The organism is Caballeronia sp. ATUFL_F1_KS39, from assembly GCF_023630985.1.
Lineage (GTDB): Bacteria > Pseudomonadota > Gammaproteobacteria > Burkholderiales > Burkholderiaceae > Caballeronia > Caballeronia zhejiangensis.
In genome coordinates this window covers 77,464-102,425 of the sequence record NZ_JALQDZ010000001.1, presented here as the reverse complement: position 1 = coordinate 102,425, position 24,962 = coordinate 77,464, and the positions used below count along the sequence as shown (strand labels likewise).

Annotated in this window: 23 protein-coding genes and 1 tRNA gene; 10 read left to right on the top strand and 14 right to left on the bottom strand. The window is 62.0% G+C overall.

Features of this window, described 5'->3' with window-relative positions:
- Window positions 1–66: 66 nt before the first annotated feature.
- Both NCR93_RS00515 and NCR93_RS00510 read right to left on the bottom strand, forming a co-directional pair.
- Window positions 67–1,146: a transcriptional regulator GvmR gene (locus tag NCR93_RS00515; protein WP_250532121.1), complete on the bottom strand. Its 1,080-nt coding sequence runs from the start codon at window positions 1,144–1,146 to the stop codon at window positions 67–69.
- Window positions 1,147–1,486: 340 nt separating this feature from the next.
- Complete coding sequence (locus NCR93_RS00510) at window positions 1,487–3,358, bottom strand: phosphoenolpyruvate carboxykinase (GTP) (protein ID WP_250435411.1); 1,872 nt, start codon at window positions 3,356–3,358, stop codon at window positions 1,487–1,489.
- 494 nt (window positions 3,359–3,852) lie between these two features.
- Here NCR93_RS00510 and NCR93_RS00505 point away from each other — a divergent pair, with 494 nt between their 5' ends.
- Window positions 3,853–4,869 (top strand): D-2-hydroxyacid dehydrogenase family protein, encoded by a 1,017-nt coding sequence (locus NCR93_RS00505; protein ID WP_008352199.1) that lies wholly within the window; start codon window positions 3,853–3,855, stop codon window positions 4,867–4,869.
- Between the two features lie 18 nt (window positions 4,870–4,887).
- Here NCR93_RS00505 and NCR93_RS00500 read toward each other — a convergent pair whose 3' ends face one another.
- The 3 genes from NCR93_RS00500 to NCR93_RS00490 are packed head-to-tail and all read right to left on the bottom strand — an operon-like array spanning window position 4,888 to window position 6,663.
- Window positions 4,888–5,364 carry an OsmC family protein gene (locus NCR93_RS00500; RefSeq protein ID WP_250497170.1) on the bottom strand — a complete coding sequence of 159 codons (477 nt, stop codon included), beginning with the start codon at window positions 5,362–5,364 and terminating at the stop codon, window positions 4,888–4,890.
- A 10-nt stretch (window positions 5,365–5,374) separates the two neighbouring features.
- Window positions 5,375–6,244, bottom strand: coding sequence for a patatin-like phospholipase family protein (locus NCR93_RS00495; RefSeq protein WP_034470311.1), 870 nt, complete (start codon window positions 6,242–6,244; stop codon window positions 5,375–5,377).
- A gap of 11 nt (window positions 6,245–6,255) precedes the next feature.
- Window positions 6,256–6,663, bottom strand: coding sequence for a PaaI family thioesterase (locus NCR93_RS00490; RefSeq protein WP_034470308.1), 408 nt, complete (start codon window positions 6,661–6,663; stop codon window positions 6,256–6,258).
- 160 nt (window positions 6,664–6,823) lie between these two features.
- Here NCR93_RS00490 and NCR93_RS00485 point away from each other — a divergent pair.
- A tRNA-Lys gene (locus NCR93_RS00485) sits at window positions 6,824–6,899 on the top strand.
- Between the two features lie 506 nt (window positions 6,900–7,405).
- On the opposite strand, the gene NCR93_RS00480 is transcribed toward NCR93_RS00485, so the two are convergent.
- A complete protein-coding gene (locus NCR93_RS00480; RefSeq protein WP_034470746.1) occupies window positions 7,406–7,792 on the bottom strand; it encodes a DUF488 domain-containing protein in 387 nt (128 codons plus the stop codon).
- A gap of 198 nt (window positions 7,793–7,990) precedes the next feature.
- Between NCR93_RS00480 and NCR93_RS00475 the strand changes: the two genes are divergently transcribed.
- Window positions 7,991–9,364, top strand: a complete 1,374-nt coding sequence (locus tag NCR93_RS00475; protein WP_250532147.1) for an MFS transporter — start codon at window positions 7,991–7,993, stop codon at window positions 9,362–9,364.
- A gap of 6 nt (window positions 9,365–9,370) precedes the next feature.
- Here NCR93_RS00475 and dbpA read toward each other — a convergent pair whose 3' ends face one another.
- On the bottom strand, window positions 9,371–10,753 hold the full coding sequence (gene dbpA / locus NCR93_RS00470) for an ATP-dependent RNA helicase DbpA (protein ID WP_034470302.1): 1,383 nt from the start codon (window positions 10,751–10,753) through the stop codon (window positions 9,371–9,373).
- A gap of 5 nt (window positions 10,754–10,758) precedes the next feature.
- Window positions 10,759–10,953 (bottom strand): hypothetical protein, encoded by a 195-nt coding sequence (locus NCR93_RS00465; protein WP_008352215.1) that lies wholly within the window; start codon window positions 10,951–10,953, stop codon window positions 10,759–10,761.
- A gap of 156 nt (window positions 10,954–11,109) precedes the next feature.
- On the opposite strand from NCR93_RS00465, the gene NCR93_RS00460 reads away from it, so the two are divergent.
- Complete coding sequence (locus tag NCR93_RS00460) at window positions 11,110–11,970, top strand: AraC family transcriptional regulator (RefSeq protein WP_250478646.1); 861 nt, start codon at window positions 11,110–11,112, stop codon at window positions 11,968–11,970.
- Window positions 11,971–12,038: 68 nt separating this feature from the next.
- On the opposite strand, the gene gyrB is transcribed toward NCR93_RS00460, so the two are convergent.
- From gyrB to dnaA, 3 genes are all read right to left on the bottom strand, one after another.
- The gene (gyrB, locus tag NCR93_RS00455; protein WP_250532120.1) at window positions 12,039–14,522 is read right to left on the bottom strand and encodes a DNA topoisomerase (ATP-hydrolyzing) subunit B; all 2,484 of its coding nucleotides are present in this window, start codon (window positions 14,520–14,522) and stop codon (window positions 12,039–12,041) included.
- Between the two features lie 135 nt (window positions 14,523–14,657).
- Window positions 14,658–15,761: a DNA polymerase III subunit beta gene (gene dnaN, locus NCR93_RS00450; RefSeq protein ID WP_008352220.1), complete on the bottom strand. Its 1,104-nt coding sequence runs from the start codon at window positions 15,759–15,761 to the stop codon at window positions 14,658–14,660.
- Between the two features lie 265 nt (window positions 15,762–16,026).
- On the bottom strand, window positions 16,027–17,607 hold the full coding sequence (gene dnaA, locus NCR93_RS00445) for a chromosomal replication initiator protein DnaA (protein ID WP_008352222.1): 1,581 nt from the start codon (window positions 17,605–17,607) through the stop codon (window positions 16,027–16,029).
- Between the two features lie 406 nt (window positions 17,608–18,013).
- Between dnaA and rpmH the strand changes: the two genes are divergently transcribed.
- The 4 genes from rpmH (at window position 18,014) to yidC (ending at window position 20,734) form a co-directional block, all read left to right on the top strand.
- Window positions 18,014–18,148: a 50S ribosomal protein L34 gene (gene rpmH, locus NCR93_RS00440; RefSeq protein WP_004198824.1), complete on the top strand. Its 135-nt coding sequence runs from the start codon at window positions 18,014–18,016 to the stop codon at window positions 18,146–18,148.
- An 83-nt stretch (window positions 18,149–18,231) separates the two neighbouring features.
- Window positions 18,232–18,696: a ribonuclease P protein component gene (rnpA, locus tag NCR93_RS00435; RefSeq protein WP_308196617.1), complete on the top strand. Its 465-nt coding sequence runs from the start codon at window positions 18,232–18,234 to the stop codon at window positions 18,694–18,696.
- Window positions 18,697–18,752: 56 nt separating this feature from the next.
- Window positions 18,753–19,058, top strand: a complete 306-nt coding sequence (gene yidD, locus NCR93_RS00430) for a membrane protein insertion efficiency factor YidD (RefSeq protein WP_033536595.1) — start codon at window positions 18,753–18,755, stop codon at window positions 19,056–19,058.
- A gap of 8 nt (window positions 19,059–19,066) precedes the next feature.
- Window positions 19,067–20,734 (top strand): membrane protein insertase YidC, encoded by a 1,668-nt coding sequence (gene yidC, locus NCR93_RS00425; RefSeq protein ID WP_008352228.1) that lies wholly within the window; start codon window positions 19,067–19,069, stop codon window positions 20,732–20,734.
- A gap of 70 nt (window positions 20,735–20,804) precedes the next feature.
- Here yidC and NCR93_RS00420 read toward each other — a convergent pair whose 3' ends face one another.
- On the bottom strand, window positions 20,805–21,221 hold the full coding sequence (locus NCR93_RS00420) for a transcriptional regulator (RefSeq protein WP_008352229.1): 417 nt from the start codon (window positions 21,219–21,221) through the stop codon (window positions 20,805–20,807).
- A 309-nt stretch (window positions 21,222–21,530) separates the two neighbouring features.
- Here NCR93_RS00420 and mnmE point away from each other — a divergent pair, with 309 nt between their 5' ends.
- Window positions 21,531–22,919 (top strand): tRNA uridine-5-carboxymethylaminomethyl(34) synthesis GTPase MnmE, encoded by a 1,389-nt coding sequence (mnmE, locus tag NCR93_RS00415; protein ID WP_008352230.1) that lies wholly within the window; start codon window positions 21,531–21,533, stop codon window positions 22,917–22,919.
- 12 nt (window positions 22,920–22,931) lie between these two features.
- Here mnmE and NCR93_RS00410 read toward each other — a convergent pair whose 3' ends face one another.
- Together NCR93_RS00410 and NCR93_RS00405 are read right to left on the bottom strand one after the other, a co-directional pair.
- A complete protein-coding gene (locus NCR93_RS00410; RefSeq protein WP_175979695.1) occupies window positions 22,932–23,402 on the bottom strand; it encodes an SgcJ/EcaC family oxidoreductase in 471 nt (156 codons plus the stop codon).
- Complete coding sequence (locus tag NCR93_RS00405) at window positions 23,399–24,025, bottom strand: LysE family translocator (protein WP_239294320.1); 627 nt, start codon at window positions 24,023–24,025, stop codon at window positions 23,399–23,401. The genes NCR93_RS00410 and NCR93_RS00405 overlap by 4 nt, the downstream gene beginning before the upstream one ends.
- 400 nt (window positions 24,026–24,425) lie before the next feature.
- On the opposite strand from NCR93_RS00405, the gene sap1 reads away from it, so the two are divergent.
- Entirely contained in the window at window positions 24,426–24,770 is a 345-nt protein-coding gene (gene sap1 / locus NCR93_RS00400) for a surface attachment protein Sap1 (RefSeq protein ID WP_008352233.1), read from the top strand.
- Window positions 24,771–24,962: the final 192 nt, after the last annotated feature.

Sequence of the window (24,962 nt, the reverse complement as noted above, 5' to 3'; positions counted from 1 at the left end):
GTCAGAAAGAAAAACCCCCGCGAGAAACGTCGCGGGGGTTTTTTATTTGCGCCTGGCGCGAGCCTTTCAGAAAGGCGATGCCGCCGGCACACGCCCTCGCGTACGCGACGGTTTCGATAGCTTCGGCGCGAGTTCGCCGTCGATCGGGCGCGCGCGCGGCGCGGGCGTCGCCGGTTCGTCGGCGTGCTCGTAGTGCGAATGCGCCACCGGCCTGCCGCGGCCATCGCGAATCCACTGCTCGCCGAGTTGATGATTCGGCGTCTGGCTGAAATGCTCGACGAGGTGATCGATGAACGTCCGCACCTTCGCCGGCAAATGACGGCGGCTCGGATACGCGACGTTGATCTCGACCTGCGGCAATTGATAGTCGCCGAGCAGACGCACGAGCTGGCCGCGCGTCGTGTCGTTGCCGATCAAATAGCTCGGCAAAATCGCGATGCCCATGCCGAGCAGCGCGAACTGCCGCAGCATCTCCGTGTTGTTCGCGATGATCACGTTCTGCGGCCGCACACGCACTTCGCCTTCCGGACCGGTGAACACGCGCTCGTCGCCCCAGTATTCCGACGGCAAGCTCAGGCACGGATGCTCGAGCAGATGCTCGGGGCGCGTCGGCGTGCCGTGCGTTTCGAGATACGCGGGTGTCGCGCAGACAGTCATGCAGCCCGTCGTCAGACGCCGCGTGACGACGCTTGCGCTTTTCACCTGCCGCGCGATCACGATGCCGACATCGAAGCCTTCCTCGACCAAATCGACCTGACGATCCACCAGCGTCACGTCCGGCACGACTTTCGGATAACGCTGCGCATACGTCTGTAACACGGGCGCGAGATTATGCAGACCGAACACGACGGGCGCGACGATCCTGAGCGAACCGAGCGGTTCGTGATTGCGCGCCACCACCATTTGTTCGACGTCTTCCAGTTCGTCGAGAATTTGCCGCGCCCGCTCCAGATAAACCTGGCCGGACTCGGTGAGCGAGAGGCTGCGCGTCGTGCGGTTGAGCAAGCGCGTGCCGAGGCGTCCTTCCAGGTCCGCGACGTGCCGCGTAGCCACCGCATTGGAGATGTCCATCGCGCTTGCGGCACGGGCGAAACTCCCGTGATCCGCGACGCGGACGAATACTCTCATCGACTGCAAATGATCCATAAGACAACTCCTGCCGCTAGACGGCTCGAATTCTGCTGCAAAGCAATTCAGGATTATCCTAGGACCGGCGTTTTTGTGCAGAAGTTGCCCGGAAGCACAAAAAAATCGAAAAAAATCTGGATGTTAGGCGCGTTACGCGGATGAAAGATCACCGATTGTTGCGATTTGCACAACACCAAGATCAGTGCAATCCGATTGATGGAATTTTGAAAGCACTTGCCGCGTCAATTTCGGCGGTGTACGCGAGGAGCAAATCGGGCCCGTCGCTGCGGGCCCGATAAAAAGGGATTGATTCAGTTTTCGATATAAATCCGGCGCGCGAGCGCGCCGGATGCGGCGCTTATGCGGCGAGGCGCTTCTCCATACCGGCCTTGGCGTCCGGCAGAGCTTCCGGCAAACCGTGCTTGAGCTTCGAAAAAAGCTCGTCGTGGAGCGCGAGTTCGTCGCGCCAGGCGGCATCGCTGACGGAGATGACCTGCTCGAACTGCTCGCGCGAGAAGCCGAGCGCGCCCCAGTCGATGTCCTCGTAGCGCGGCGAAATGCCGAACGCGTGCTCCTCGCCCTTCGCGGTGCCTTCGATACGGCCGATCATCCAGTTCAGCACGCGCATGTTTTCGCCGAAGCCCGGCCAAACGAACTTGCCGTCGTCGCCCTTGCGGAACCAGTTGACGCAGAAGAACTTCGGCGCTTTCGCGTTCGTCGCTTCGAGGCGCTCGCCCATTTTCAGCCAGTGGCCGAAATAATCGGCCATGTTGTAGCCGCAGAACGGCAGCATCGCGAACGGATCTCGGCGCACGACGCCTTGTTGCCCCGCGGCGGCGGCGGTGGTTTCGGAGCCCATCGTCGCGGCCATGTAGACGCCTTCCTTCCAGTCGCGCGCTTCAGTGACGAGCGGCACGGTGTTGGAGCGGCGTCCGCCGAAGATGAACGCATCGATCGGCACGCCAGCCGGATTTTCCCAATCGGCATCGATCGACGGACATTGCGACGCCGGCGCGGTGAAGCGCGCGTTCGGATGCGCGGCTTTCGCGCCGGTTTCCTTCGCGATTGCCGGCGTCCAGTCGCGGCCCTGCCAGTCGATCAGATGCGCGGGCGGCGTGTCGGTCATGCCTTCCCACCAGACATCGCCGTCGTCGGTCAGCGCGACGTTCGTGAAGATCACGTTTTCCTTCAACGTGGCCATCGCGTTGAAGTTGGTCTTTTCGCTCGTGCCGGGCGCGACGCCGAAATAGCCCGCTTCCGGATTGATCGCGTAGAGACGCCCGTCGCGGCCCGGCTTGATCCACGCGATGTCGTCGCCGATGGTCGTGACCTTCCAGCCGTTCAGGTCGCTCGGCGGAATCAGCATCGCGAAGTTGGTCTTGCCGCACGCCGACGGAAACGCCGCCGCGACGTGATACTTGCGCCCCTGCGGCGAGGTCACGCCGAGAATCAGCATGTGCTCGGCGAGCCAGCCTTCGTCGCGGCCCATCGTCGAGGCGATGCGCAGCGCGAAGCATTTCTTGCCGAGCAGCGCGTTGCCGCCGTATCCCGAGCCGAAACTCCAGATTTCGCGCTTTTCGGGAAAATGGACGATGTACTTCGTGTCGTTGCACGGCCAAGGCACGTCCTTGCGCCCATCGACGAGCGGCGCACCGACGGAATGCACGCACGGCACGAACTCGCCGTTCTCGCCCAACACGTCGTACACGGCGCGTCCCATGCGCGTCATGATGCGCATGTTCGTCACGACATACGGGCTGTCCGACAATTCCACGCCGATATGCGCGATCGGCGAGCCGAGCGGGCCCATCGAGAACGGCACGACATACATCGTGCGGCCGCGCATGGACCCGTCGAACAGGCCGTCGAGCGTGACGCGCATTTCCTGCGGATCGATCCAATTATTCGTGGGGCCGGCGTCTTCGCGCCGCTGCGAGCAGATGAACGTGCGATCTTCGACGCGCGCCACGTCCGAGGGATCCGAGCAAGCGAGGAAGGAATTCGGGCGCTTCTCGGGATTGAGCTTCTTCATCGTGCCGGCTTCGACCATCTGCTGGCAGAGCCGATCGTATTCTTCCTGCGACCCGTCGCACCATTCGATGCGATCCGGCTTGGTCAGGGCCGCGATTTGCTGGACCCATTCGATGAGTCTTCGGTGCCGGACATAGGCCGGCGCTTCGATTTCGACGGCGTTTTTATGGTTGTCTTCGACTACTGCGGGCTGGTTCATCGAGCTGTCTCCGTTCTTCTGCAATGAAAACCAATGGCCCCACTGACGCTGCATGCGAGAGGCGTGTGCGACTCGAACCGCCGGGCGCTTTCATGAATTTTGCAGCGCTGCTTTACGCGCTTTCATCGCATGAAATGCGGTTCGCGAGCCAATGCGGCGTCACGGGCATGAATCCTTACGCAGCAAACCGTACCTTTTCGCGGCTTGCGTCGCAAAGGAACAAACTGTTAAAAAGAGATACTAAGTGGCCTGTCTCCTCGCGGATCATCGTGTTTTCCGCTACTTGTGCCGAATTTCTTTATTTTGGCGCGGCCTGACGAGGCTCCTGAAAAATGGGAGTCAAGCATAACACTGCATTGCATGAACTCGTTGATGCAGCGCAATAACGACGAATAGAGCGCAATTTATCGGTATTTACCCGAACTTAGCGCTACATTCTCGCCTTCGATTAAAAAGCAGCACGTTTGATGCCTAACAAAAGCCACCCAATGCCCATGAAAATCGCCATTCTCGACGACTACCAGGATGCCGTCCGGAAGCTCGATTGCTTCCATCTGCTCGATGACCATGAGGTGAAGGTCTTCAATAACACGGTGCGTGGTCTCGGACAGTTGGCCAGCAGACTCTCGGAAGTGGACGCGCTCGTGCTGATTCGCGAACGCACGCGCATCAGCTCGCAACTGCTCGACAAATGTCCGAAACTGCGCATGATCAGCCAGACGGGACGCGCGGGCGGCGGGCATATCGATATCGATGCGTGCACGGAACGCGGCATCGCAGTGCTGGAAGGCACAGGTTCGCCGATCGCACCCGCCGAACTGACGTGGGCGCTCATCATGTCGGCGCAGCGGCGCATTCCGCAGTACGTCGCAAACCTGAAGCAAGGCGCGTGGCAGCAGTCGGGGTTGAAGACATCGGCGCTGCCGCCGAATTTCGGCTTGGGCCAAGTGTTGCGCGGACAGACGCTCGGCATCTGGGGCTACGGCAAGATCGGCAAGCTCGTCGCGGGCTACGGCAAAGCGTTCGGCATGAACGTGCTCGTCTACGGACGGGAGCATTCGGCAAGCGCCGCGCGCGAAGATGGATTCGCGGTCGCCGAAAGCCGCGAGGCGCTTTTCGAACAGAGCGACGTGCTCACGCTGCATCTGCGTCTGACGGACGAGACGACTGGCATCGTCAAGCAGGACGATCTGATGCGTATGAAGCCGACCGCGCTGTTCGTCAACACGAGCCGCGCCGAACTGCTCGAAGAGAACGCGCTGCTCAACTCGCTGCACCACAACCGGCCGGGCATGGTCGCCGTCGATGTGTTCGAAAGCGAGCCGATTCTGCAAGGCTACGGCCTGCTGCGTCTGGAGAACGTGATCTGCACGCCGCACATCGGCTATGTGGAGCGCGAGAGTTACGAGCTGTATTTCGGCGCGGCGTTCAGGAACATCCTCGCGTTCGATGCGGGCGATACCTCGAGCGTTTTCAACAAGGAAGCGCTTCACCACGCGCGCCGCCGTTGAGTTTCGTCGCGGCGAAGATCAGAGCGTCGAGATTTCGATCGACGGCTCGCAGCGCACCGGAAAATTCACCGAGTTCGCGATGAAGCAAAAGCGGTGCGCCTCTTCGTGCAGGCGCGCCGCGAGACCGGCGTCGCTGCCCGCGCCGATCGTCACCTTCGGACGCAGCAGCACATCGACGAAACGTCCGTCGCCCTTCGATTCCTCCTGCATCGTGCCGATGGCTTCATCGACATAACCGGTCACCGCGATCTTGTTCGTCGCGCACAAGTGCAGATACCAGAGCATGTGGCACGACGAGAGCGACGCCACGAACAACTCTTCGGGATTGTGACGCGCGGGATCGCCGCGAAACGCCGGATCGCTCGACGCCTCGATCGCCGTCTTCGTGCCGACGCGCACGAGGTGATCGCGCGAATACGCGTCGTAAGCCGATGTGCCGGAACCGAGATTGCCGGTCCAGTCGACGGTCAGTTCGTACGTGTGTTTCTTCGCCACGGTCTGCTCCTCAAGCGAGATGCGAAGCGGTTTCCATCAGGCGCGGAAGACGTTCCAGGAAGTCTTCGCCGTCCGCGCGGCCCAGATCATAAGCATGTTGCATTTGCGCCGGACTCGTATAGTCCCAGCTCGAAATCGGCACTTTGCGCGACGGCTGGATGTAAAGGCGCTTCTGCTCGCCGTGCGGCACGACGAACATGCGCTCGCGCGGATAGAGGCGCGTGACCATCACGAGGACGAGTCCCGGCGATGGATCGAGCGCGGAGACGGGCACGTTGTCGACCATGCCGCCATCGAGAACCGGGCGGCCGTTGCGCCGGAGGATCGGCGTGAACGGCGGCGTGCTCGACGATTGCAGGATGAGATCGGCGAGATCTTCGATCGTCGCGCATTCCTGCGCCTTCACGAATTCCGGATGAAAGCCGAGCGCCTGGCCGAGCGTCGGATGCAGCGTCTTGCGCACGTATTTTTCGATGTTGTACGCGATGAGGCCCGCCGCGACCGCGCTGCGCGCGCCGAGCCAGCGCGGCAGATGCGACACGCCGATGCGGATCTCGGGCGCCGACGCGAGTTCGTGGAAGCGGTTCGCGAAGATGTCGAGCAGCGCCTGGCGATAGATGCGGTAGTGCGGAAACACCGATCGGCCGCGCAGCAGGTTGCCCCAGTAGGCGTTGCGCGTGTTGTCGCGCAGGGCGTGGGCGTAGTAGTCCATCACCCAGCGCGACTGGTTCGTGTAGAGCATGCACGCCGTGGCCGCGCCCGCCGATATGCCCGCGATGATGCGCGGCCTGAGATCCAGTTCCGGCTGGATGACGTCCCAGAAGCCGGCTTGCCACCAGCAGCGGTTTCCGCCGCCGGCGAATACGACTTGGTCGAACATTTATTTGTCGTTCACTTGTTGATGAGCGCGTAGGTAGTCGTGGCGTGCGCGGCGAGTTCGCCTTGTTCGTCGTGCATCTCGATTTCGCCGAAGACGAGATTGCGGCCGCGGCGCTGGATGTGCGCGGTGATCAGCACGTCGCCGGTTTTGACCGGGCGCATGAATGTGGTGTTGAGGGAGACGGTGGTCATCGGCTGGAACCCGCCGAGAATGTGCGAGACGGCGATGACCATCGCGGTGTCGGCGGCGGCCATGAAAACTTGCCCACAGATGACGCCGCCCGCGTGACGCAGATGATCCGAATACGGCAAGCGCAGCGTGACGGCGTTTTCGGCGATGAATTCGGGCGCGAGGCGCAGTTCCTTGACCCACGGCGCGAGGATGTCGTCGAGCAAGGCGCGGATGGCGGTTTCGTCCATGGTTCTTCTTTCGCGATGCGGTGGCTGAAGATGCGTCATGATACCGGGGCGTCGCGCGCTCGCAGACGCCCTTCAGGGACGGTTTCGTCAGAAAGTTAAGAATTTTCGCTGCGAGGGCTTGCGCTTCTGCAAAAGCTCCCGCTATAATTTCGCTTCTGTTGGGGCGTTAGCTCAGTTGGTAGAGCAGCGGACTCTTAATCCGTAGGTCGAGTGTTCGAGTCACTCACGCCCCACCAAAGAATTCCGAAGCCCGGTTAGCGAAAGCTGACCGGGCTTTTTGCTTTTTGCTTTTCGTGCGCGTCGGATCAGCACGGCGCCCTTCTCATGCAACGACCGTCGCGCGCGCAGTGCATCGCAAACCCGGCCGAACGTAGCGACCTCCAACCGGGTTGATTTTGTTTGTCAGTTGTCGCATACACCTCGCCGACAACCTACGCGTCGACAATTCTCAAAGCACTTCGAACCAGGCCTTGATCTTGAGGGCCATCAACTTTCGACGCTCCTCCAGAAAGACGTCATATTCGTCGACATTTCCATACAGCATGGAGACCGGAACGCAGTTGGCTTCAAGATTTGCGATGAGATCCTCTCGCTTGTCGATGCACTACTAACTACTTGCCCCATCGCGACATCCGTTCCGGTTGAATTCAGACATCCGAATCAGATTGCCGACGCGCCCGCCCAGCCGCGGGCGCTCACTTGAAGCCGAATTATAGACTCCGGCTTTGGAGTTATCGGACTCTCAAACCACCTCCGCCCCGCGCGCCTGCAACAACTCCCGCAACACCGAGCGATGACACCGCGCCTCATCCTCGCAATAACACCCGACCGAAAAGTTCGCGGTATGCGACAACGCCGCCAGCAAATCGAGCGTCTTGCTCGCATCCGACTCAGCCATCTCCGCTTTGAACTTCTTCACGAACGCGCGCCAATCCTTGTCGTTCTCGGCATGAAGCGCCTGCGTCACCAGTTCCGGCGTCGGCGCTAGCACCGGATACCACACGTCATAAAAATCGCGCTTCGCGAACTCGGCCTTCGGCACGCCGCGCGGCGGCCGCCGCACCGTGCCGATCCGCAATCCCTCGTTCTCCGCGCGCGGCGTTCCCAGTCTCACGATCCGTATCGTCATCATCGGTCTCCTTCGATGAACCAAAGCCGTAAAAGCATAACCGCTGACATCGCTTTGAAAGCTCCCGGGCACCCATCCAGCGAAACCGCGAATCTTCCCGTATCGTTTCGGATTATTCTCCGTCCGCTTACATCCGGAATGCCCGTCGTGCCCACCGAAGAACGCCCGCAAGACCTGCCTCACGACCCCGACGCCCCGATGACCCCGCTCGAGCGCCGCGGCATGGCCGCGATCCTGCTCTCGGTCGCGCTGGCGACGCTTGACACCGCCATCGCCAATACCGCGCTGCCCGCGATCGCCGCCGATCTGCACACGACGCCCGCGGCCTCCGTCTGGATCATCAACGCCTATCAGCTCGCGATGGTCGCGACGCTGCTCCCGTTCGCCGCGCTCGGCGGCATTCTCGGGCATCGGCGCGTCTATCTCGGCGGGCTGATCGTGTTTCTGATCGCGTCGGCGGTATGCGCGTTTTCGTGGTCGCTGCCGACGCTCGTCGCCGCGCGCCTGCTGCAAGGCCTCGGCGCGAGCGCGATCATGAGCGTCAACGCGGCGCTCATCAGCGCGATTTTTCCGCCGCACCGGCTCGGACGCGGCGTCGGGCTGAATGCGCTCGTCGTCGGGATCGCGTTCGCGATCGGGCCGACGGTCGCGTCGATCGTCCTCTCGCTCGGCACCTGGCCGTGGCTCTTCGCGGTCAACTTGCCGGTCGGCGTGTTCGCGTTGATGATCGCGTGGCCGTCGCTGCCGCAGACGAAGCGCGCAGCGCACGGCTTCGATCGTTTCGCGGCGCTGCTCAACGTCGTCACGTTCGCGTCGCTGATTTTCGCGCTCGGCGAAGCGGCCCAGCGCGCGCCGGCGCACACCGTGCTCGCGTCCTTCGGCGTCGCGCTCGTCGCGGGCTTCCTGCTGCTGCGACGCGAACGCGGCCATCCCGCGCCGATGCTGCCCGTCGATCTCTTCCGCCGCCCGATGTTCGCCCTTTCGACGATGACCGCCATCTGCTCGTTCGCCGCGCAAGGGCTCGCGTTCGTGTCGCTGCCGTTCTTCTTCGAAAGCGTGCTCGGTCGCAGTCAGGTCGAAACAGGATTTCTGATGACGCCGTGGTCCGCGCTCGTCGCGCTCATGGCGCCGATCGCCGGACGTCTTTCCGATCGTCACGCGCCCGGTCTGCTCGGCGGCGTCGGGCTGGCGATTCTATGCGTGGGAATGGTTTCGCTCGCGATGCTGCCCGCAGAGCCGCATGTGCTGGAGATCTGCATTCGCATGGCGATTTGCGGCGCGGGCTTCGGTTTCTTTCAGTCGCCGAATCTGAAGGCGTTCATGTCGAGCGCGCCGCGCGAACGCAGCGGCGGCGCGAGCGGCATGATCGCGACGTCGCGTCTGATCGGACAGGCGACGGGCGCGGCGCTCGTCGCGTTGTGTTTCAGCATCGCCGGAAAGCATGGCCCGGCGCTCGCGTTGTCGCTGGGCGCGGCGTTCGCGGGCGCGGGAAGCATCGCGAGCGGATTGCGGCTCGTCACGCGCAAACAGTCGTCCGAGCGCATCGTGGGAGACGCGTCGCGCGAGGCGTGAGCGCGCTCACATCCGGCGCACTTTCACTTTGCGGCCTTTGAGCTTGCCCGCGCTCAGCTTGCGCACGGCGTCGTCCGCGACCTTTCGCTCGACGGCCACGTAGGTGACCATGTCCATCACGTTGATCTTGCCGATCTGCTTGCCGTCGAAACCCGCTTCGCCGGTGAGCGCGCCGAGCACGTCGCCGGGGCGAATCTTGTCCTTGCGGCCGCCGAGAATTTGCAGCGTCGCCATCGGCGGCTTCAGATGACCCGGTTCCGCCGACGTCAGTTCGTCGAGCGGATGCCATTCCACTTCCGCGCGCTGCGCCTCTTCGATCGCGCCGACGCGCCCCATTTCGTCCATGCTCGCGAGCGACAGCGCCCAGCCTTCCTCATCGCCGCGACCGGTGCGGCCAATGCGATGCACATGCACTTCCGGGTCCGGCGTCACATCGACGTTGATCACCGCTTCCAGTTGCGCGATGTCGAGCCCGCGCGCGGCGACATCGGTGGCGACGAGCACCGAGCAACTGCGATTCGCGAACTGCACGAGCACCTGGTCGCGCTCGCGCTGCTCCAGTTCGCCGTGCAAGGTCAGCGCTTCGAAGCCTTGCGCGGACAGAACGTCGAGCAGATCGCGGCATTGCTGCTTCGTGTTGCAGAACGCGATCGTACTGACCGGGCGATAGTGATCGAGCAGCAAGCCGACGGCATGCAGGCGCTCGTGATCCTCGACCTGATAGAAGCGCTGCTTGATCTTCGCGTTGCTGTGCTGTTCCTTGAGCTTGATTTCGCGCGGATTGCGCAGGAACTGCTGGCTCAGTTTCGCGATGCCTTCCGGATACGTCGCCGAAAAGAGCAGCGTCTGACGATCTTTCGGGCATTGGCGCGCGACCGACGCGATATCGTCGAAGAAACCCATGTCGAGCATGCGATCCGCTTCGTCGAGGACGAGCGTGCGGACCGCATCGAGCGAAAGCGTCTCGCGCTGCAGGTGATCCATGATGCGTCCCGGCGTGCCGACGATGATATGCGCGCCGTGCTCGAGACTCGCGATCTGCGGGCGCATCGGCGTGCCGCCGCACAGCGTCAGCACTTTCACGTTCTCTTCCGCGCGCGCCAGGCGGCGGATTTCCTGCGTGACCTGATCGGCGAGTTCGCGCGTCGGACAGAGAACGAGCGCTTGCACCGCGAAGCGGGTCGCATCGAGTTTGGCGAGCAGCGGCAGCGTGAAAGCAGCGGTCTTGCCGCTGCCCGTTTTCGCCTGCGCGATGAGATCGTGGCCCGCGAGCGCCGGCGGCAGGCTCGCGGCCTGGATCGGCGTCATCGACAGATAGCCGAGCTGCTGCAGATTCGACTGCATCGCCGGCGAGAGCGGCAGGCTGCTGAAAGAGGTGTCGGTGGTCATGTCGGTTATCGCTTGCCGTGCGGCGTGATGTCCTGGACTTGCTCGTAGGTCACGTCGCCGTCGTTGGTCTCGTGGCGCGTGACGTAGTTGCGCGCGCCGCACATCGGGCAGCGGAACAGCAGGCCTTGGCCCTCGTTGTGAATATCGACGTCCGACAGCGCCCAATCGGCGCCGCAGGACTGGTTTCGGCAGGTGAACATGTTCGTATTTCTCGGTTCGTGGCGCGTTCGTGCGCTCAAAGGCGAAAGTGTACGCGTGTCTCGTGGCGGCGCGGTCGGCGCAAGTCCGCAAGAAATGCTAAAGCGGGTCGTGCTACGTTTCCTGACATCGGGTTTTCTTTCCTTTCGGAGCTGGCGATGAGCGAAAAGTCTTATGAGACGCGGCTCGCGCGCGTGGTCGCGTATATCCACGATCATCTCGACGACGCGCTCGATCTCAATCGGCTCGCCGAGGTGGCGTGTTTGTCGCCGTATCACTGGCATCGGGTTTATCACGCGTTTTATGGAGAGACGGCGGCGGCGACCGTCCGACGCTTGCGGCTGCATCGCGCGTCGAACGAGCTTTTGCAGGGCGCCCTGCCGATCGATTCGATCGCCGAACACGCGGGTTACAGCAGCGTGCAGGCGTTTTCGCGGGCGTTTCAGGCGAGTTATCGAATTCCGCCGGCGCAGTTTCGCAGTGAGGGCGGCGCTTCGAGATTCGTTCCTTTGGATGAAGTTCGATCAGGAGATACGGCGATGCATCAGGTCGATATTCGTAGTCAGCGTGGATTTACGGTCGCGGCGATGGAGCATCGCGGGTCGTACATGAATATCGGGCGGGGGTTCGAGATGCTGTTTCACTGGCTCGCGGTGCGCGGGCTGGTCGATCCGCGGGCGCGCTCGCTCGGGATTTATTTCGATGATCCTTCCGCCGTTGCCGAAGACGATTTGCGCTCGATGGCTTGTTGTGAGCTCTTCTCCCCCGACGATGTGAAGTTCGAACCGCCGGTTTCGCGCGTGGAAGTCGCGGGTGGGGAGTTTGCGGTGCTCACGCATATCGGGCCGTATGCGCAGCTTTGTTTTGCGTATCAGTGGTTGTATGGGGAATGGTTGCCGCGCTCCGGGCGTGAAACCGGAGAGGCGCCGGTTTTCGAGGTTTATGTGAATGATCCGAGGGAGACCGCGCCGGGGGATCTGGTGACGGAGATTTGGTTGCCGTTGCGGCAAAGCGCGTGATGCGCGAAAAGAAAAACCCGTGCCGCTTGCGCGGACACGGGTTTGGATGATGCAGAGACAATCAGCAATCAAACATCAATATTCCCCGCCCGCAGCGCGTTATTCTCGATAAACGCCCGACGCGGCTCGACATCATCACCCATCAGCGTCGTAAAGATGCCATCCGCCGCGATCGCGTCCTCGATCTGCACGCGCAGCAAACGCCGCACGTTCGGATCCATCGTCGTTTCCCACAGCTGCTCGGGATTCATCTCGCCCAAGCCCTTATAGCGCTGCTTCGAAACGTTGCGCTCGGCATCCGCGATCAGCCACTTCATCGCGCTCTTGAAATCCGTCACCGCCATCGAGCGCTCGCCGCGCTTGATCAACGCGCCTTCGCCGATCAAGCCCTTGAAGGTATCCGCCGTCGAAACAAGCTGCTTGTAATCCGCGGTCAGCTGCAGGTCTTCGTCGAACACCGTGACCTTCACGTTGCCATGATGACGCCGCTTGACATGCAGCGAGCGCAGCTCACGCACCTGATCGTAAGCCGGTTCGACGCTCACTTCCGGCTTCAGCGGGTCGGCACGCAGACGCGCTTCCAGACGCTTCGCCGATGCCTCCGCCGCTTCTTGCGACGACAGATCGATCACCACGCCGTCCATCACGGCCTCCAGCGAAGCCGCGTCGTAAATGCGGCTGAGACGATCGACGACGGCCTGCGCCAGCAAATAAGCACGCGCGAGCTCGCCCAACGCATCGCCGGAAATCGGATCGGCGCCTTCGCTCGGGATGAGTTCGGACCCTTGCAACGCCAGCTTCAACATATGCTGATTGAGCTCGTGCGCGTCCTTCATATAGCGCTCGTCCTTGCCCGCCTTGATCTTGTAAAGCGGCGGCTGCGCGATATAGATGTACCCGCGCTCGACGATCTCCGGCATCTGCCGATAGAAGAACGTGAGCAGCAGCGTGCGGATGTGCGCGCCGTCGACGTCCGCATCGGTCATGATGATGATGCGGTGATAGCGCAGCTTGTCGAGGTTGTAGTCGTCCTTGCCGATGCCGCAGCCGAGCGCCGTCACCAGCGTCACGATCTGCTCGGAAGACAGCAGTTTGTCGAAGCGCGCCTTCTCGACGTTCAGCACCTTGCCGCGCAGCGGCAGGATCGCCTGGAACTTGCGGTCGCGTCCCTGCTTCGCCGATCCACCCGCCGAGTCGCCCTCGACGATATAAATCTCGGACTTCGCCGGATCCTTCTCCTGACAATCCGCGAGCTTGCCCGGCAAACCGATGCCGTCGAGCACGCCCTTGCGACGCGTCATCTCACGCGCCTTGCGCGCGGCATCGCGAGCACGCGCGGCATCAACGATCTTGCCCGTGATGATCTTCGCGTCGTTCGGCGTTTCCTGCAGATAATCTTCCAGCGCCTTCGCGACGATTTCCTCGACCGGCGCGCGCACTTCCGACGACACGAGCTTGTCCTTCGTCTGCGAGCTGAACTTCGGCTCCGGCACCTTCACCGACAGCACGCACGACAAACCTTCGCGCATGTCGTCGCCGGTGGTCTCGACCTTCGCCTTCTTCGCGATGTCGTTATCGGTGATGTACTTGTTGATGACGCGCGTCATCGCCGCGCGCAGGCCCGTCAAGTGCGTGCCGCCGTCGCGCTGCGGAATGTTGTTAGTGAAGCACAGCACGCTTTCGTTGAAGCTGTCGTTCCACTGCATCGCCACTTCGACGGTCACGTTCTCGCGCTCGCCGACCGCGTGGAATACGGTCGGATGCAGCACCTGCTTCGCCTTGTTGATGTACTCGACGAAACCCTTCACGCCGCCCGCGAACGCGAAATCGTCTTCCTTGCCGGTGCGCTGATCCGTCAAGCGAATCCGCACGCCGTTGTTCAGGAACGAAAGCTCGCGCATGCGCTTGGCGAGAATGTCGTAGTGGAATTCGACATTGCCGAAGATAGTCGCGTCCGCCAGAAAGTGCACTTCGGTGCCGCGATTTTCCGTTTCGCCGACGACCGGCATCGGCGAATACTGCACGCCGTCTTCCTCGACGAGCTCGCGGTTCTGCACGACGCCGCGCGCGAACTCCATGAAGTGCTTCTTGCCGTCGCGGCGCACGGTCAAGCGCAGCCATTCCGACAGCGCGTTCACGCACGACACGCCCACGCCGTGCAGGCCGCCCGACACCTTGTAGCTGTTCTGGTCGAACTTGCCGCCCGCGTGCAACTCGGTCATCACGATTTCGGCGGCGCTACGCTTCGGATCGTGCTTGTCGTCGCGCTTCAGACCCGTGGGCACGCCGCGGCCGTTGTCGGTGACGGAAATCGAGTTGTCCGCGTGAATGACGACGTGAATGTCGTCGCAATATCCGGCGAGCGCTTCGTCGATGGAGTTGTCCAGCACTTCGAAAACGAGGTGATGCAGACCGGTGCCATCCGACGTATCGCCGATATACATGCCCGGCCGCTTGCGCACGGCCTCCAGACCCTCGAGGATCTGGATCGACGATGCGCCGTAGCTGTTGTCAGGCTTGTTGTCGGGTTGCGAATTTGTGTTTTCAGTCATGGATTTTTTCCGGTTCTGCGTCACTGCTTCGACACTGCTTCGATAACGCTGCGATTACTGCTCGAACTTTTCAAAACACCTTAAAAACGCCAAAGGGGCGCGCCGCCCCTTGGAGTGTTCTCGGTATTGCGTGCGTCAGATACGCATCGGCATCACCACATACTTGAATTCCTCGTTCTCGGGAATCGTGATGAGCGCGCTGGAATTGGCGTCGCCAAGGCTCACCTTGAGCGTGTCGACCTTCAGATTCGCGAGCACGTCGAGCAGATACGTGACGTTGAATCCGATATCGACGGAATCGCCCTGATAAGCGATTTCCAGTTCTTCCTGCGCCTCTTCCTGGTCCGCGTTCGTGGACATGATCTTGAGCTGGCCCGGCTCGACGAGGCAGCGCACGCCCTTGAACTTGTCGGACGTGAGAATCGCCGCGCGCTGCAGCGAGCGCTGCAACTCTTCGCGGCCGATCTCGAACGTGTTCTTGTGCGACTTCGGAATCACGCGCTGGAAGTCGGGGAACTTGCCCTCGACGAGCTTCGACACCAGTTCCACCTGACCGAAGCTGAACTTCACCTGCGTCGCGGCGATGTCGATCTTCAACGAGTCGTCGATGTCTTCGAGCAGGCGCTGCAACTCGAGAATCGTCTTGCGCGGAATGATGACTTCCTGACGCGGGAACGAACCTTCGATCTTCATCGACGAGAACGCGAGACGGTGGCCGTCGGTCGCGACCGCCATCAGCTGGTCGCCATCCACCACGAGCAGCATGCCGTTCAGGTAGTAGCGGATGTCCTGCTGGGCCATCGCGAAATAAACCATGCCGAGCAACTGGCGGAACGTCTTCTGCGGAACCGAAAGGCTCGCGCCGAAGTCAGTAGCCTGGTTGACCGTGGGAAATTCGTCGGCGGCGAGCGTCTGGAGCGCGAAGCGGCTCTTGCCGGAACGCACCGTGAGACGCTTGTCGGAGAGGTCGAGCACGACTTCGCCCGAAGGCATCGCGCGCAGAATGTCGAGCAGCTTGCGCGCTGCGACCGTCGTGGCGACCTGATCGCTGCCGACGCCGAAATCGGCGCGCGTCGTGATCTGGAGTTCGAGGTCGGTCGAGAGGAACGACACATCGGCGCCGTTCTTGGTGATGAGCAAATTCGCGAGGATCGGCAACGTATGGCGGCGTTCTACGATGCCGCTCACGGTTTGCAGCGGCCTTAGAAGATTATCTCGTTCGGTCTTGACCAGTTGCATAGAGTTCCTTCGTTGATGTGACGGCCTGTCCGCCGGTTTCGCCACCAGATTTGCCCGACGGACAACCTCGTAACACGCGTTGCCGGCCCCCCGCCGGTCACTCGCGAAAACTGCGCTCGAATGCCGCCCAGGCCACGGACGGCTAAACCTATATTGTGCCTCAAAACGGAACCGCTCCCTAAAAATGGGGACGTTTTCGTTAAAAAACAGGCCGCCGGGCGCAATAAATGACGCGTGCGTTCCTGGCAAAGCGTCGATCGGTCGCTTAGCCCTTCAGCGTCTGTTCGAGCACGTGCAGTTCGTGGTTCAACTGCGCATCGGTGCCGCGCTCGGCCGCGATCTTGCGCACCGCGTGGAGCACGGTCGTGTGATCGCGTCCGCCGAACAGTTCGCCGATCTCGGGCAGGCTCTTCTGCGTCAGTTCCTTCGCCAGATACATCGCGATCTGGCGCGGGCGCGCAATGTTAGCCGGCCTCTTTTTCGAATACATGTCGGCGACCTTGATGTTGTAGAAATCGGCCACCGTCTTCTGGATGTTCTCCACCGAGATCTGCCGGTTCTGCACCGTCAGCAGGTCTTTGAGCGCTTCCTTGGTCAGTTCGATCGTGATGTCGCGGCCATGGAACTTCGAATACGCGAGGATCTTGCGCAGCGCGCCTTCGAGCTCGCGCACGTTCGAGCGCAGATGCTTCGCGACGAAGAACGCGACGTCCTCCGACAGGCTCACGCCTTCCGACAGCGCCTTCCTCATCAGAATCGCGACGCGCATTTCCAGTTCGGGCGGCTCGATCGCGACCGTGAGACCGGAGTCGAAGCGCGAGATCAGGCGATCGTCGATGCCGGAGATTTCCTTCGGATACGTGTCGCTCGTGATGATGACCTGCGCCTTGTTCGCGACGAGCGCCTCGAACGCGTAGAAGAACTCTTCCTGCGTGCGCGACTTGCCGGAGAAGAACTGAATATCGTCGATGAGCAGCAGATCGAGCGAGTGGTAATAGCGCTTGAAGTCGTCGAACGCCTTGCGCTGGTACGCCTTCACGACATCGGACACGTATTGTTCAGCGTGGATGTAGCGGATGCGCGCGCCCGCCTTGTCCATCAGCAACTGATTGCCGATGGCGTGAATCAGGTGCGTCTTGCCGAGACCCACGCCGCCATACAGAAAGAGCGGGTTGTACGAAATGCCGGGGTTGTCCGCGACCTGAATGGCCGCCGCGCGCGCGAGCTGGTTCGCCTTACCGGTGACGAAGTTGTCGAACGTCAGCACCGGATTCAGCTTCGAGCGCTCGTAGGCGGAATCGTTTTCACCCGCGGCCGAAGGCGCGCCGCCCGGACGCCACGTGCGTCGGCCGGCAGCGGCTTCGTTGGCGTCGAGGCTCGGCAGGTCGAGATCGGCCTGATCTTCCTGCGTGGCTTGCGCCTGCTGTGCCGCTTCTGCGGCGAGCGCGTTGATGTGCGCGGTGGCGTTCGCATGCGCAACGACCGTCGGCGCCTGAGGCGCGGCCGCAGCCGGCGCCGGGGCGCGCGGCGCGACGGGCGCGCTCGCGGTCGGACGTGGCGCGGCATTCGGTCCGCCGCCGATGGCGTTGCGCGCGGTCGCTTTCGGATCGAGGACGAATTGCACGTCGATGGGCGCGCTGAAGAAGTCGCGCGCCACATCGGCGATGCGGCCCGAGAACTGGCTCTTCACCCAGTCGAGCTTGAAGCGATTGGGAGCGGCGATGCGCAAGGTGTTCGCGCCGGCATCGAAGTCGACCGGGGTCAGCGGCTTGATCCACGTGACGTACTGCTGCGGCGTGAGTTCGCGCGCAAGCAGTGCGGAACAGTGTTCCCAGAAATCGTTCATCGAATGCGGTCGTTATGGTTTGCTCCGCACCTGCGGGCCGTGCTTGCCGAACGTTCGGACAAGTCCCGGCACGGCCGAGCAGGGATGCTCCGGAGGCTTACGCCGCAAGGGTTTGCGGGCGGACGGCGGGCCGAAGCAGCGGGCGGATATTTGGGAGTAAGGCGAGATTCTAACGCCAAACGAGGGTGGCGCGCGAGTTATCCACAGGGTCAAATCAGCACGTCGGACGCGGTGGAAATGAGCAGGAATACGTGTTCGGTGGCGCTAAACTATTGACGGTCAATAGGAAAACGGTTTAAATAGCGGGTTCCGCGAAAACAGAATTCCTGAACCTCCGGCCATCGCGCTTGCAGTGACCACACTGGAGCCTTAGCCCGCGCGGTCAATCAACTCAAGTGAGAGCACCATGAAACGTACTTACCAACCTTCCGTTACCCGTCGCAAGCGCACCCACGGCTTTCGCGTTCGCATGAAGACCGCTGGCGGCCGCAAGGTCATCAACGCTCGCCGCGCGAAGGGCCGCAAGCGCCTGGCCATCTAAGTCTGCCGAGTGTTCGCTCGCGGTTGGATGTCGCACTCGACGGCGAGCCGCTCACGCGCCGCATAGAAGTCTTGAGACAGGACATCGTTCAGTTGCCGGCGCAGGCCGCGTTCCCCAAGGCCGCAAGGCTGCTGAAAACGGATGAGTTCTCATCCGTTTTTCGTTTGCGCCCCTGGCGCCGTTCGCCGCATTTCGTTCTGTACGGCAAGCCGTCCGGAAAGGAAGCGCGGCTCGGGCTGGTGATCGGCAAGAAGCAGGCGCCGCGCGCCGTCACGCGCAATCTGATCAAACGGCTTGCGCGCGATGCGTTCCGGCTGCGTCGCACGCAGTTGGACGGATTCGACATTCTCGTGCGGCTGCACGCGAAGATCGACCGCAAGGCAATGCCGAGCGCGAGCTCCCCGCCGCTTCGGGCGCTCGTCGGCAGCGAGCTGGAAACTTTGTTCGACCGTGCCGTGCGCGAAGCCGCGCGCCGCAGGGCCGAAACCGTGGCGGCGCCGCCCGAGGCGCCCGCCGTCGACGAATCATCCGGCCCGTCAGGGTCATGAAGCGCGGATTGCGCAGACTCGCCTCCACGGCAAGTCCGGCGCGCGGCGCGAAGCTTATGCAAACGGCACTCATCGCGTTGTTGCGCTTCTACAAGGTTGCTGTGAGCCCTCTGCTCGGCAACCGGTGCCGCTTTTATCCTTCCTGTTCCGACTACGCGCGCGAGGCAATCCAGTATCATGGCGCCGCGCATGGCACGTATCTCGCCGTGAAGCGGCTTTGCCGCTGCCATCCTCTTTCGGCGGGCGGCGTCGATCTCGTGCCGCCTCCCAACGCACAAGAATCTGGCGCGGACGCCGCAAGCCCCGGGCAAGACAAGCTTTCAACACCAAACGGCGCTAAAGCGCTTTCCGATCGACACTGAGACAACGCATGGATATCAAACGCACCGTCCTATGGGTCATCTTCTTCGTGTCAGTTGTCCTGCTGTTCGACAACTGGCAACGCGACCATGGGCGCCCGTCGATGTTCTTCCCGAGCGCGACGCAACCGGCGAAGACCGCCAGCAACCCGGCACCGGGCTCGGCCGCATCCGGCGCGCAGCCGTCCGAACTGCCGAACGCGCCCGCGGGCACGGCCGCTCCCGGATCGACGACGCCGCCCGCCACGGCGCAATCGCAGCTCGTCAAGTTCACGACGGACGTGTATTCCGGTGAAATCGACACGCGCGGCGGCACACTCTCGAAGCTTTCGCTGGTCAAGGAAGGCGACGGCAAGCAGCCGGACCTTTACATCACGCTGTTCGATCACACCGCGAACCACACGTATCTCGCGCGCACGGGCCTGCTCGGCGGCGATTTCCCGAATCACAACGACATCTTCACGCCCGTTCCCGGCCAGACTTCGCTGACGGGCGACGAAAAGACGCTGAAGATCGCGTTCGAATCGCCCGCGAAGGGTGGCGTGAAGGTCATCAAGACCTACACGTTCACGCGCGGCAGCTATGTGATCAACGTCGATACGAAAATCGAGAACGTGGGCACCGCGCCGGTCACGCCGAAGCTCTACATGGAGCTCGTGCGCGACAACACGCCGGTCGAGACGCCGCGCTTCTCGCATACGTTCATCGGGCCGGCGGTCTACACGGATCAGAAGCACTTCCAGAAGATCGACTTCTCCGACATCGACAAGAACAAGGCAACGTTCGAGACCTCGTCGGATAACGGCTGGATCGCGATGGTGCAGCACTATTTCGCGTCCGCGTGGATTCCGCAGCAAGGCGTGAAGCGCGACATCTACGTGCAGAAGATCGACCCGGACCTGTACCGCGTCGGCGTGACGATGCCCGCGCAGACCATCGCGCCGGGACAGACCGTGAACGTCGATGCGCGTCTCTTCGCCGGTCCGGAAGAAGAGCGCATGCTCGAAGGCATCGCGCCGGGTCTGGAGCTGGTGAAGGATTACGGCATGGTGACGATCATCGCCAAACCGCTCTTCTGGCTGCTCGAGAAAATTCACAGCTACGTCGGCAACTGGGGCTGGGCGATCGTGCTGCTCACGCTGCTCATCAAGGCCGTGTTCTTCCCGCTGTCGGCGGCGAGCTACAAGTCGATGGCGCGCATGAAGGAAATCACGCCGCGCATGCAGCAGATCCGCGAGCGCTTCAAGAGCGATCCGCAGAAGATGAACGCCGAACTGATGTCGCTGTACAAGACCGAGAAGGTCAATCCGTTCGGCGGCTGTCTGCCGGTCGTCGTGCAGATTCCGGTGTTCATCTCGCTGTACTGGGTGCTGCTGTCGTCGGTGGAAATGCGCGGCGCGCCGTGGATCGGCTGGATTCACGATCTGTCGCAGCAAGACCCGTATTTCATCCTGCCGGTGCTGATGGCCGTCTCGATGTTCCTGCAGACGAAGCTGAACCCCACGCCGCCGGACCCCGTTCAGGCCAAGATGATGATGTTCATGCCGATCGCGTTCTCGGTCATGTTCTTCTTCTTCCCGGCCGGTCTCGTGCTGTACTACGTGGTGAACAACGTGCTGTCGATCGCGCAGCAGTACTACATCACGCGCATGATGGGAAAGAGTAAGAAGGCGGCGTAAGCGCTGCGTCTGCTTCTGATGCGAAAACGCCCGGCTCTGGCCGGGCGTTTTGTTTTGGTGGAGTGGGAATTTACCGCTTCATCGATCCGTAGAACTGCTCGACGAGCTCCTCGAGCAAGTATCGATGATGCGGCGACAGCGCTTCGATCTTCGTCGCCAGTTCGAGCGTCTCCTCGGACGCGGGATATTGCTCGTCGCGCGCAAGCGGCTTCGGCGTGACCTGCGGATTGCCGCTCGGCGGCGGCCCGTAGTGCAGCCAGTGCTGGTCGACCTTGAACCAGTCGGCGAGCGTCTTCAGCTTGTCGGCGGTCGGGATCGAACGCGCGGTGAGCCACTTGTGCGCCGTCTGCGGCGAAACGGGCTCGCCTTGATAGCGCAGGTTGAAGTGCAATGCGAGATCAGTCGCTCCGCGCATCTTTTCGGGTGCGCGGGTCATCGAGAATTTGAGCCGCTCGGAGAAATCGGCCTTTTCTTGTGGTGTAGGCATGGGCTGGATTGTGCGAGGCAATCGCTGCTTACCAGTCAACCAATTGCGCTACTTTTGGCGCGAGGCTGCGCCTCTTTATCTTGATTAAGTGTTGTTGTTGATTGCCGTTTGGCAGCGAGCTTGCATCATATCGCCAATCGCTGCGCGGCTTGCGTTCTTCAATGCATGAAGTTTCGCTTTCCGTTTCGTTGGGATCCTCTATCTCAAAAAAGATAATTCATACGGGACGCTTTCGACAGCGCTGGACAAAGGGAATCAGACGCCGCGATACAATGCCCGCACTTTGAAACCATCACATTGCGCATCGACATGCTGAGCAACGACACCGATCCAATCGTCGCAATCGCCACCGCACCGGGGCGTGGCGGGATCGGCGTCGTGCGGCTGTCGTTCGGTCGCGCAGGCGAGGCCGCCGCGCAAAAGGCGATGCACGCGTTGTGCGGCCAGGCGCTCGCGCCGCGTCATGCGAGCTACGTGCCGTTTAGCGACGGCAACGGCGAAGCGCTCGACCGCGGCATCGCGCTCTATTTCCCCGCGCCCAACTCCTACACCGGCGAGCATGTGCTGGAGTTGCAAGGACACGGCGGCCCGATCGTGCTGCAACTCGTCCTGCAACGGGCGATCGAAGCCGGCCGCGATTTCGGCCTGCGGCTCGCCGAGCCGGGTGAATTCACGCGACGCGCGTTTCTCAACGACAAGCTCGATCTGGCGCAGGCGGAGGCCGTCGCCGATCTGATCGAAGCGAGCACCGAAGCCGCCGCGCGCTCGGCCGGGCGTTCGCTGGAAGGCGCGTTCTCGCGCGAGATCCATGCGCTGGTCGAAGACGTGATCACGCTGCGCATGCTCGTCGAAGCGACGCTGGATTTTCCCGAGGAAGAGATCGACTTTCTCGAAGCCGCGGACGCGCGCGGGAAGCTCGCGCGCATCCGCGAGCGGCTCGACACGGTTCTCGCCGACGCGCGTCAGGGCGCGCTTTTGCGCGAGGGTTTGTCGGTCGTGCTCGCGGGCCAGCCGAACGTGGGCAAGTCGTCGCTGCTGAATGCGCTCGCGGGCGCGGAACTGGCGATCGTCACGCCGATTGCCGGAACGACGCGCGACAAGGTCGCGCAGACGATTCAGGTCGAAGGCATTCCGCTGCACATCATCGACACGGCGGGGCTGCGCGAGACGCAGGACGAGGTGGAGCGCATTGGCATCGAGCGCACGTGGGGCGAAATCGAGCGCGCTGATGTCGTGCTGCATCTGCTCGATGCGCGCGAAGGCGTGACGCCGGAAGATCAGGCCATCGCGGCGCGCTTTCCGGCTGGCGTGCCCGTCGTGCGAGTGATGAACAAGACAGACCTCGCGGGCGCGCCGTCATCTGTGCGCGATGCGGAAGGTCACGCGCGCGAAGTCAATCTGTCGGCGAAAACCGGCGATGGCATTTCGCTGCTGCGCGACGAGCTGCTGAAGATCGCGGGCTGGCAAGCGGGCGCAGAGAGCGTGTATCTCGCCCGCGAGCGTCATCTGATCGCGCTGCGCGAGGCGCGGGAACATCTCGCGCTCGCCGCCGGACATGCCGATCAACAGTCGCAAGTGCTCGATCTTTTCGCGGAAGAACTGCGGCTCGCGCAAGACGATCTCAACGCGATCACGGGCGAATTCACTTCCGATGACTTGCTCGGCGTGATTTTCAGCCGCTTCTGCATCGGAAAGTAGACGTCCAAATAACTACGCGCCCGCCGGTTTGCCGAGCTCGCGCAATTCCACGCTGAGCTTTTCGCTTTCTTCCGGCCGTCCGTGAAACGCGGCAGGCGTGTTCTGGAACATCTCGATCCGGTACACGCCATCGCAAAGCGACAGCACCATCGTCTGAACCGCGCTCAGACTCGGCTCGAGCGCCGTCGCGCCGCGCGGCCACATGCCCGCGACGGCACGCAGCAGCAACGTCTGCCCGTTCGCCATGCGCCTCACCTCGCGCACCTTCGCGACGAAACGCGGCGTCGGATGCTGGGCGAAAATCGGCTGAAGATGCGCCTCGATGCAGGCGCGCCCGTCGATGGCGCTGCCGTCGAAACCGACAAGACTGCCGCGCTCCGTGAAGCGCGCCGCCATCGCGGCCGCGTCCTGCCTGTTCCAGTCGTCGAGCAGGCCGAAATACACGCGCCGCGCGCTTGCGGTCCAATCGTCCGGCTGACTCATGCTGCTTTTTTCCATGCCGCGGCGAAAATGCCCGCGCCCATCAGGAGCGCGCCGCCGGTGCGGTTCACCGCGCGCTGCACGGAAGCCTTGCGGATCGCCTTGCGCGCGCCGGACGCGAGCAGCGCGTAGGCGAACGCGTTGGCGGCCGCCAGTCCGACGAAGGTTGCTTCGAGAATCGCGATCTGCGACACGCTCGCCGCGTGGGGATCGACGAATTGCGGCACGAACGCGACAAAGAAAATGATGCTCTTCGGGTTCAACGTCGTGACGGCGTACGCGTGGGCCATGATTCGGCTCGTGCGCAGTTCGCCGGTAGGCTGGACCGCGTCCGTATCGACCACCGGCGCGCGCCAAAGCTTGATGCCGAGGTACACGAGATACGCCGCGCCGATCCACTTCACGACCATGAACAATTCAGCCGATGCCGCCAGCACCACGCCGAGGCCGAGCATCGATGCGGTCATCGCGGTAAGGTCGCCGAGCGCGACGCCGATGGTCGTCGCGAATGCGTACTTGCGGCCGTGGCCGAGCGCGTAGGACACGACGAGCAGCACGGTCGGGCCGGGAATCGCGACGAGGATCGCCGACGCGATCGCGAACGGCAGCCATTGGGCAAGGGTCATGCTTGATCTCCAGAGTTCGATGCGTCGATTTATCCATGAACGCCGAACGCTTGCAATAGGCCGATTGGCCATCTTGACGCGCGCAGAGCGCATCGGTCGTTATGTGTTGGATTAGTCTCACGGGCGTCTAATGCAACGCACCACGCGCGCGCGGGAGGCAAATTGTCGCAGTCCTTCCGGCATACGAGCGAGCTTTCATTTCCTTTCGCGCTTCGTTTCGCGATTTTTATCTGGATTTCAATCACCGCTTCACATGAAAAGCGCCTGCGACATTCTGACGTGTTGCGGTCGCACATAACATATGCTTGCAAGTTTGCCTCGCTCAACTAGCATGAGTTTTGCGGTCAGCCGCTTTTAAATACATAGCTAATTTCGAAACGGTTTCGTTTGGGGGCTATACATGAAAAGACGCGTCGGTATTCTCTTCGCGATGATGGGTTTGTTTGCAACCGTTTCCGCAGCGCAAGCCCAGGACGGCGTTATTCAGCCTCAGCAGACGTTCACTTTCAGGCCAAACTCGTATGGCTGCTTATCCAAGGACAAGTTCGATTCGGCCGATCAACACGCGAAAGCCGGCGAGCATCAGAAGATGCAGCAGTTCTTCGAGGGTTTCGAATGCATTTCGACTCCGGTCGATTCGCATTTTCGCGTGATTCGCGTGGTGGGCCATGACATCGAATTCGTCAACGCCTCAAATAGCGACACGCAAGGTATGTGGACCGCGGATCGTTTCATCGATCAATAAGCGGTTCCTCGCAGAATATCCAGCCGACGATCCGGCGCGATTATTGAATTGCGCCGGAAGCGGGATTTATCCGTGAATTAATCGTCGGCAACAGGCCATCGATCCATTCCGCCGCGATCGAAGCACGATCGTGCGCGTCGGCGTCTTCCAAATTTGCTTCGATTCCCCGCACAATGTCGGTTTGGCGCGCAA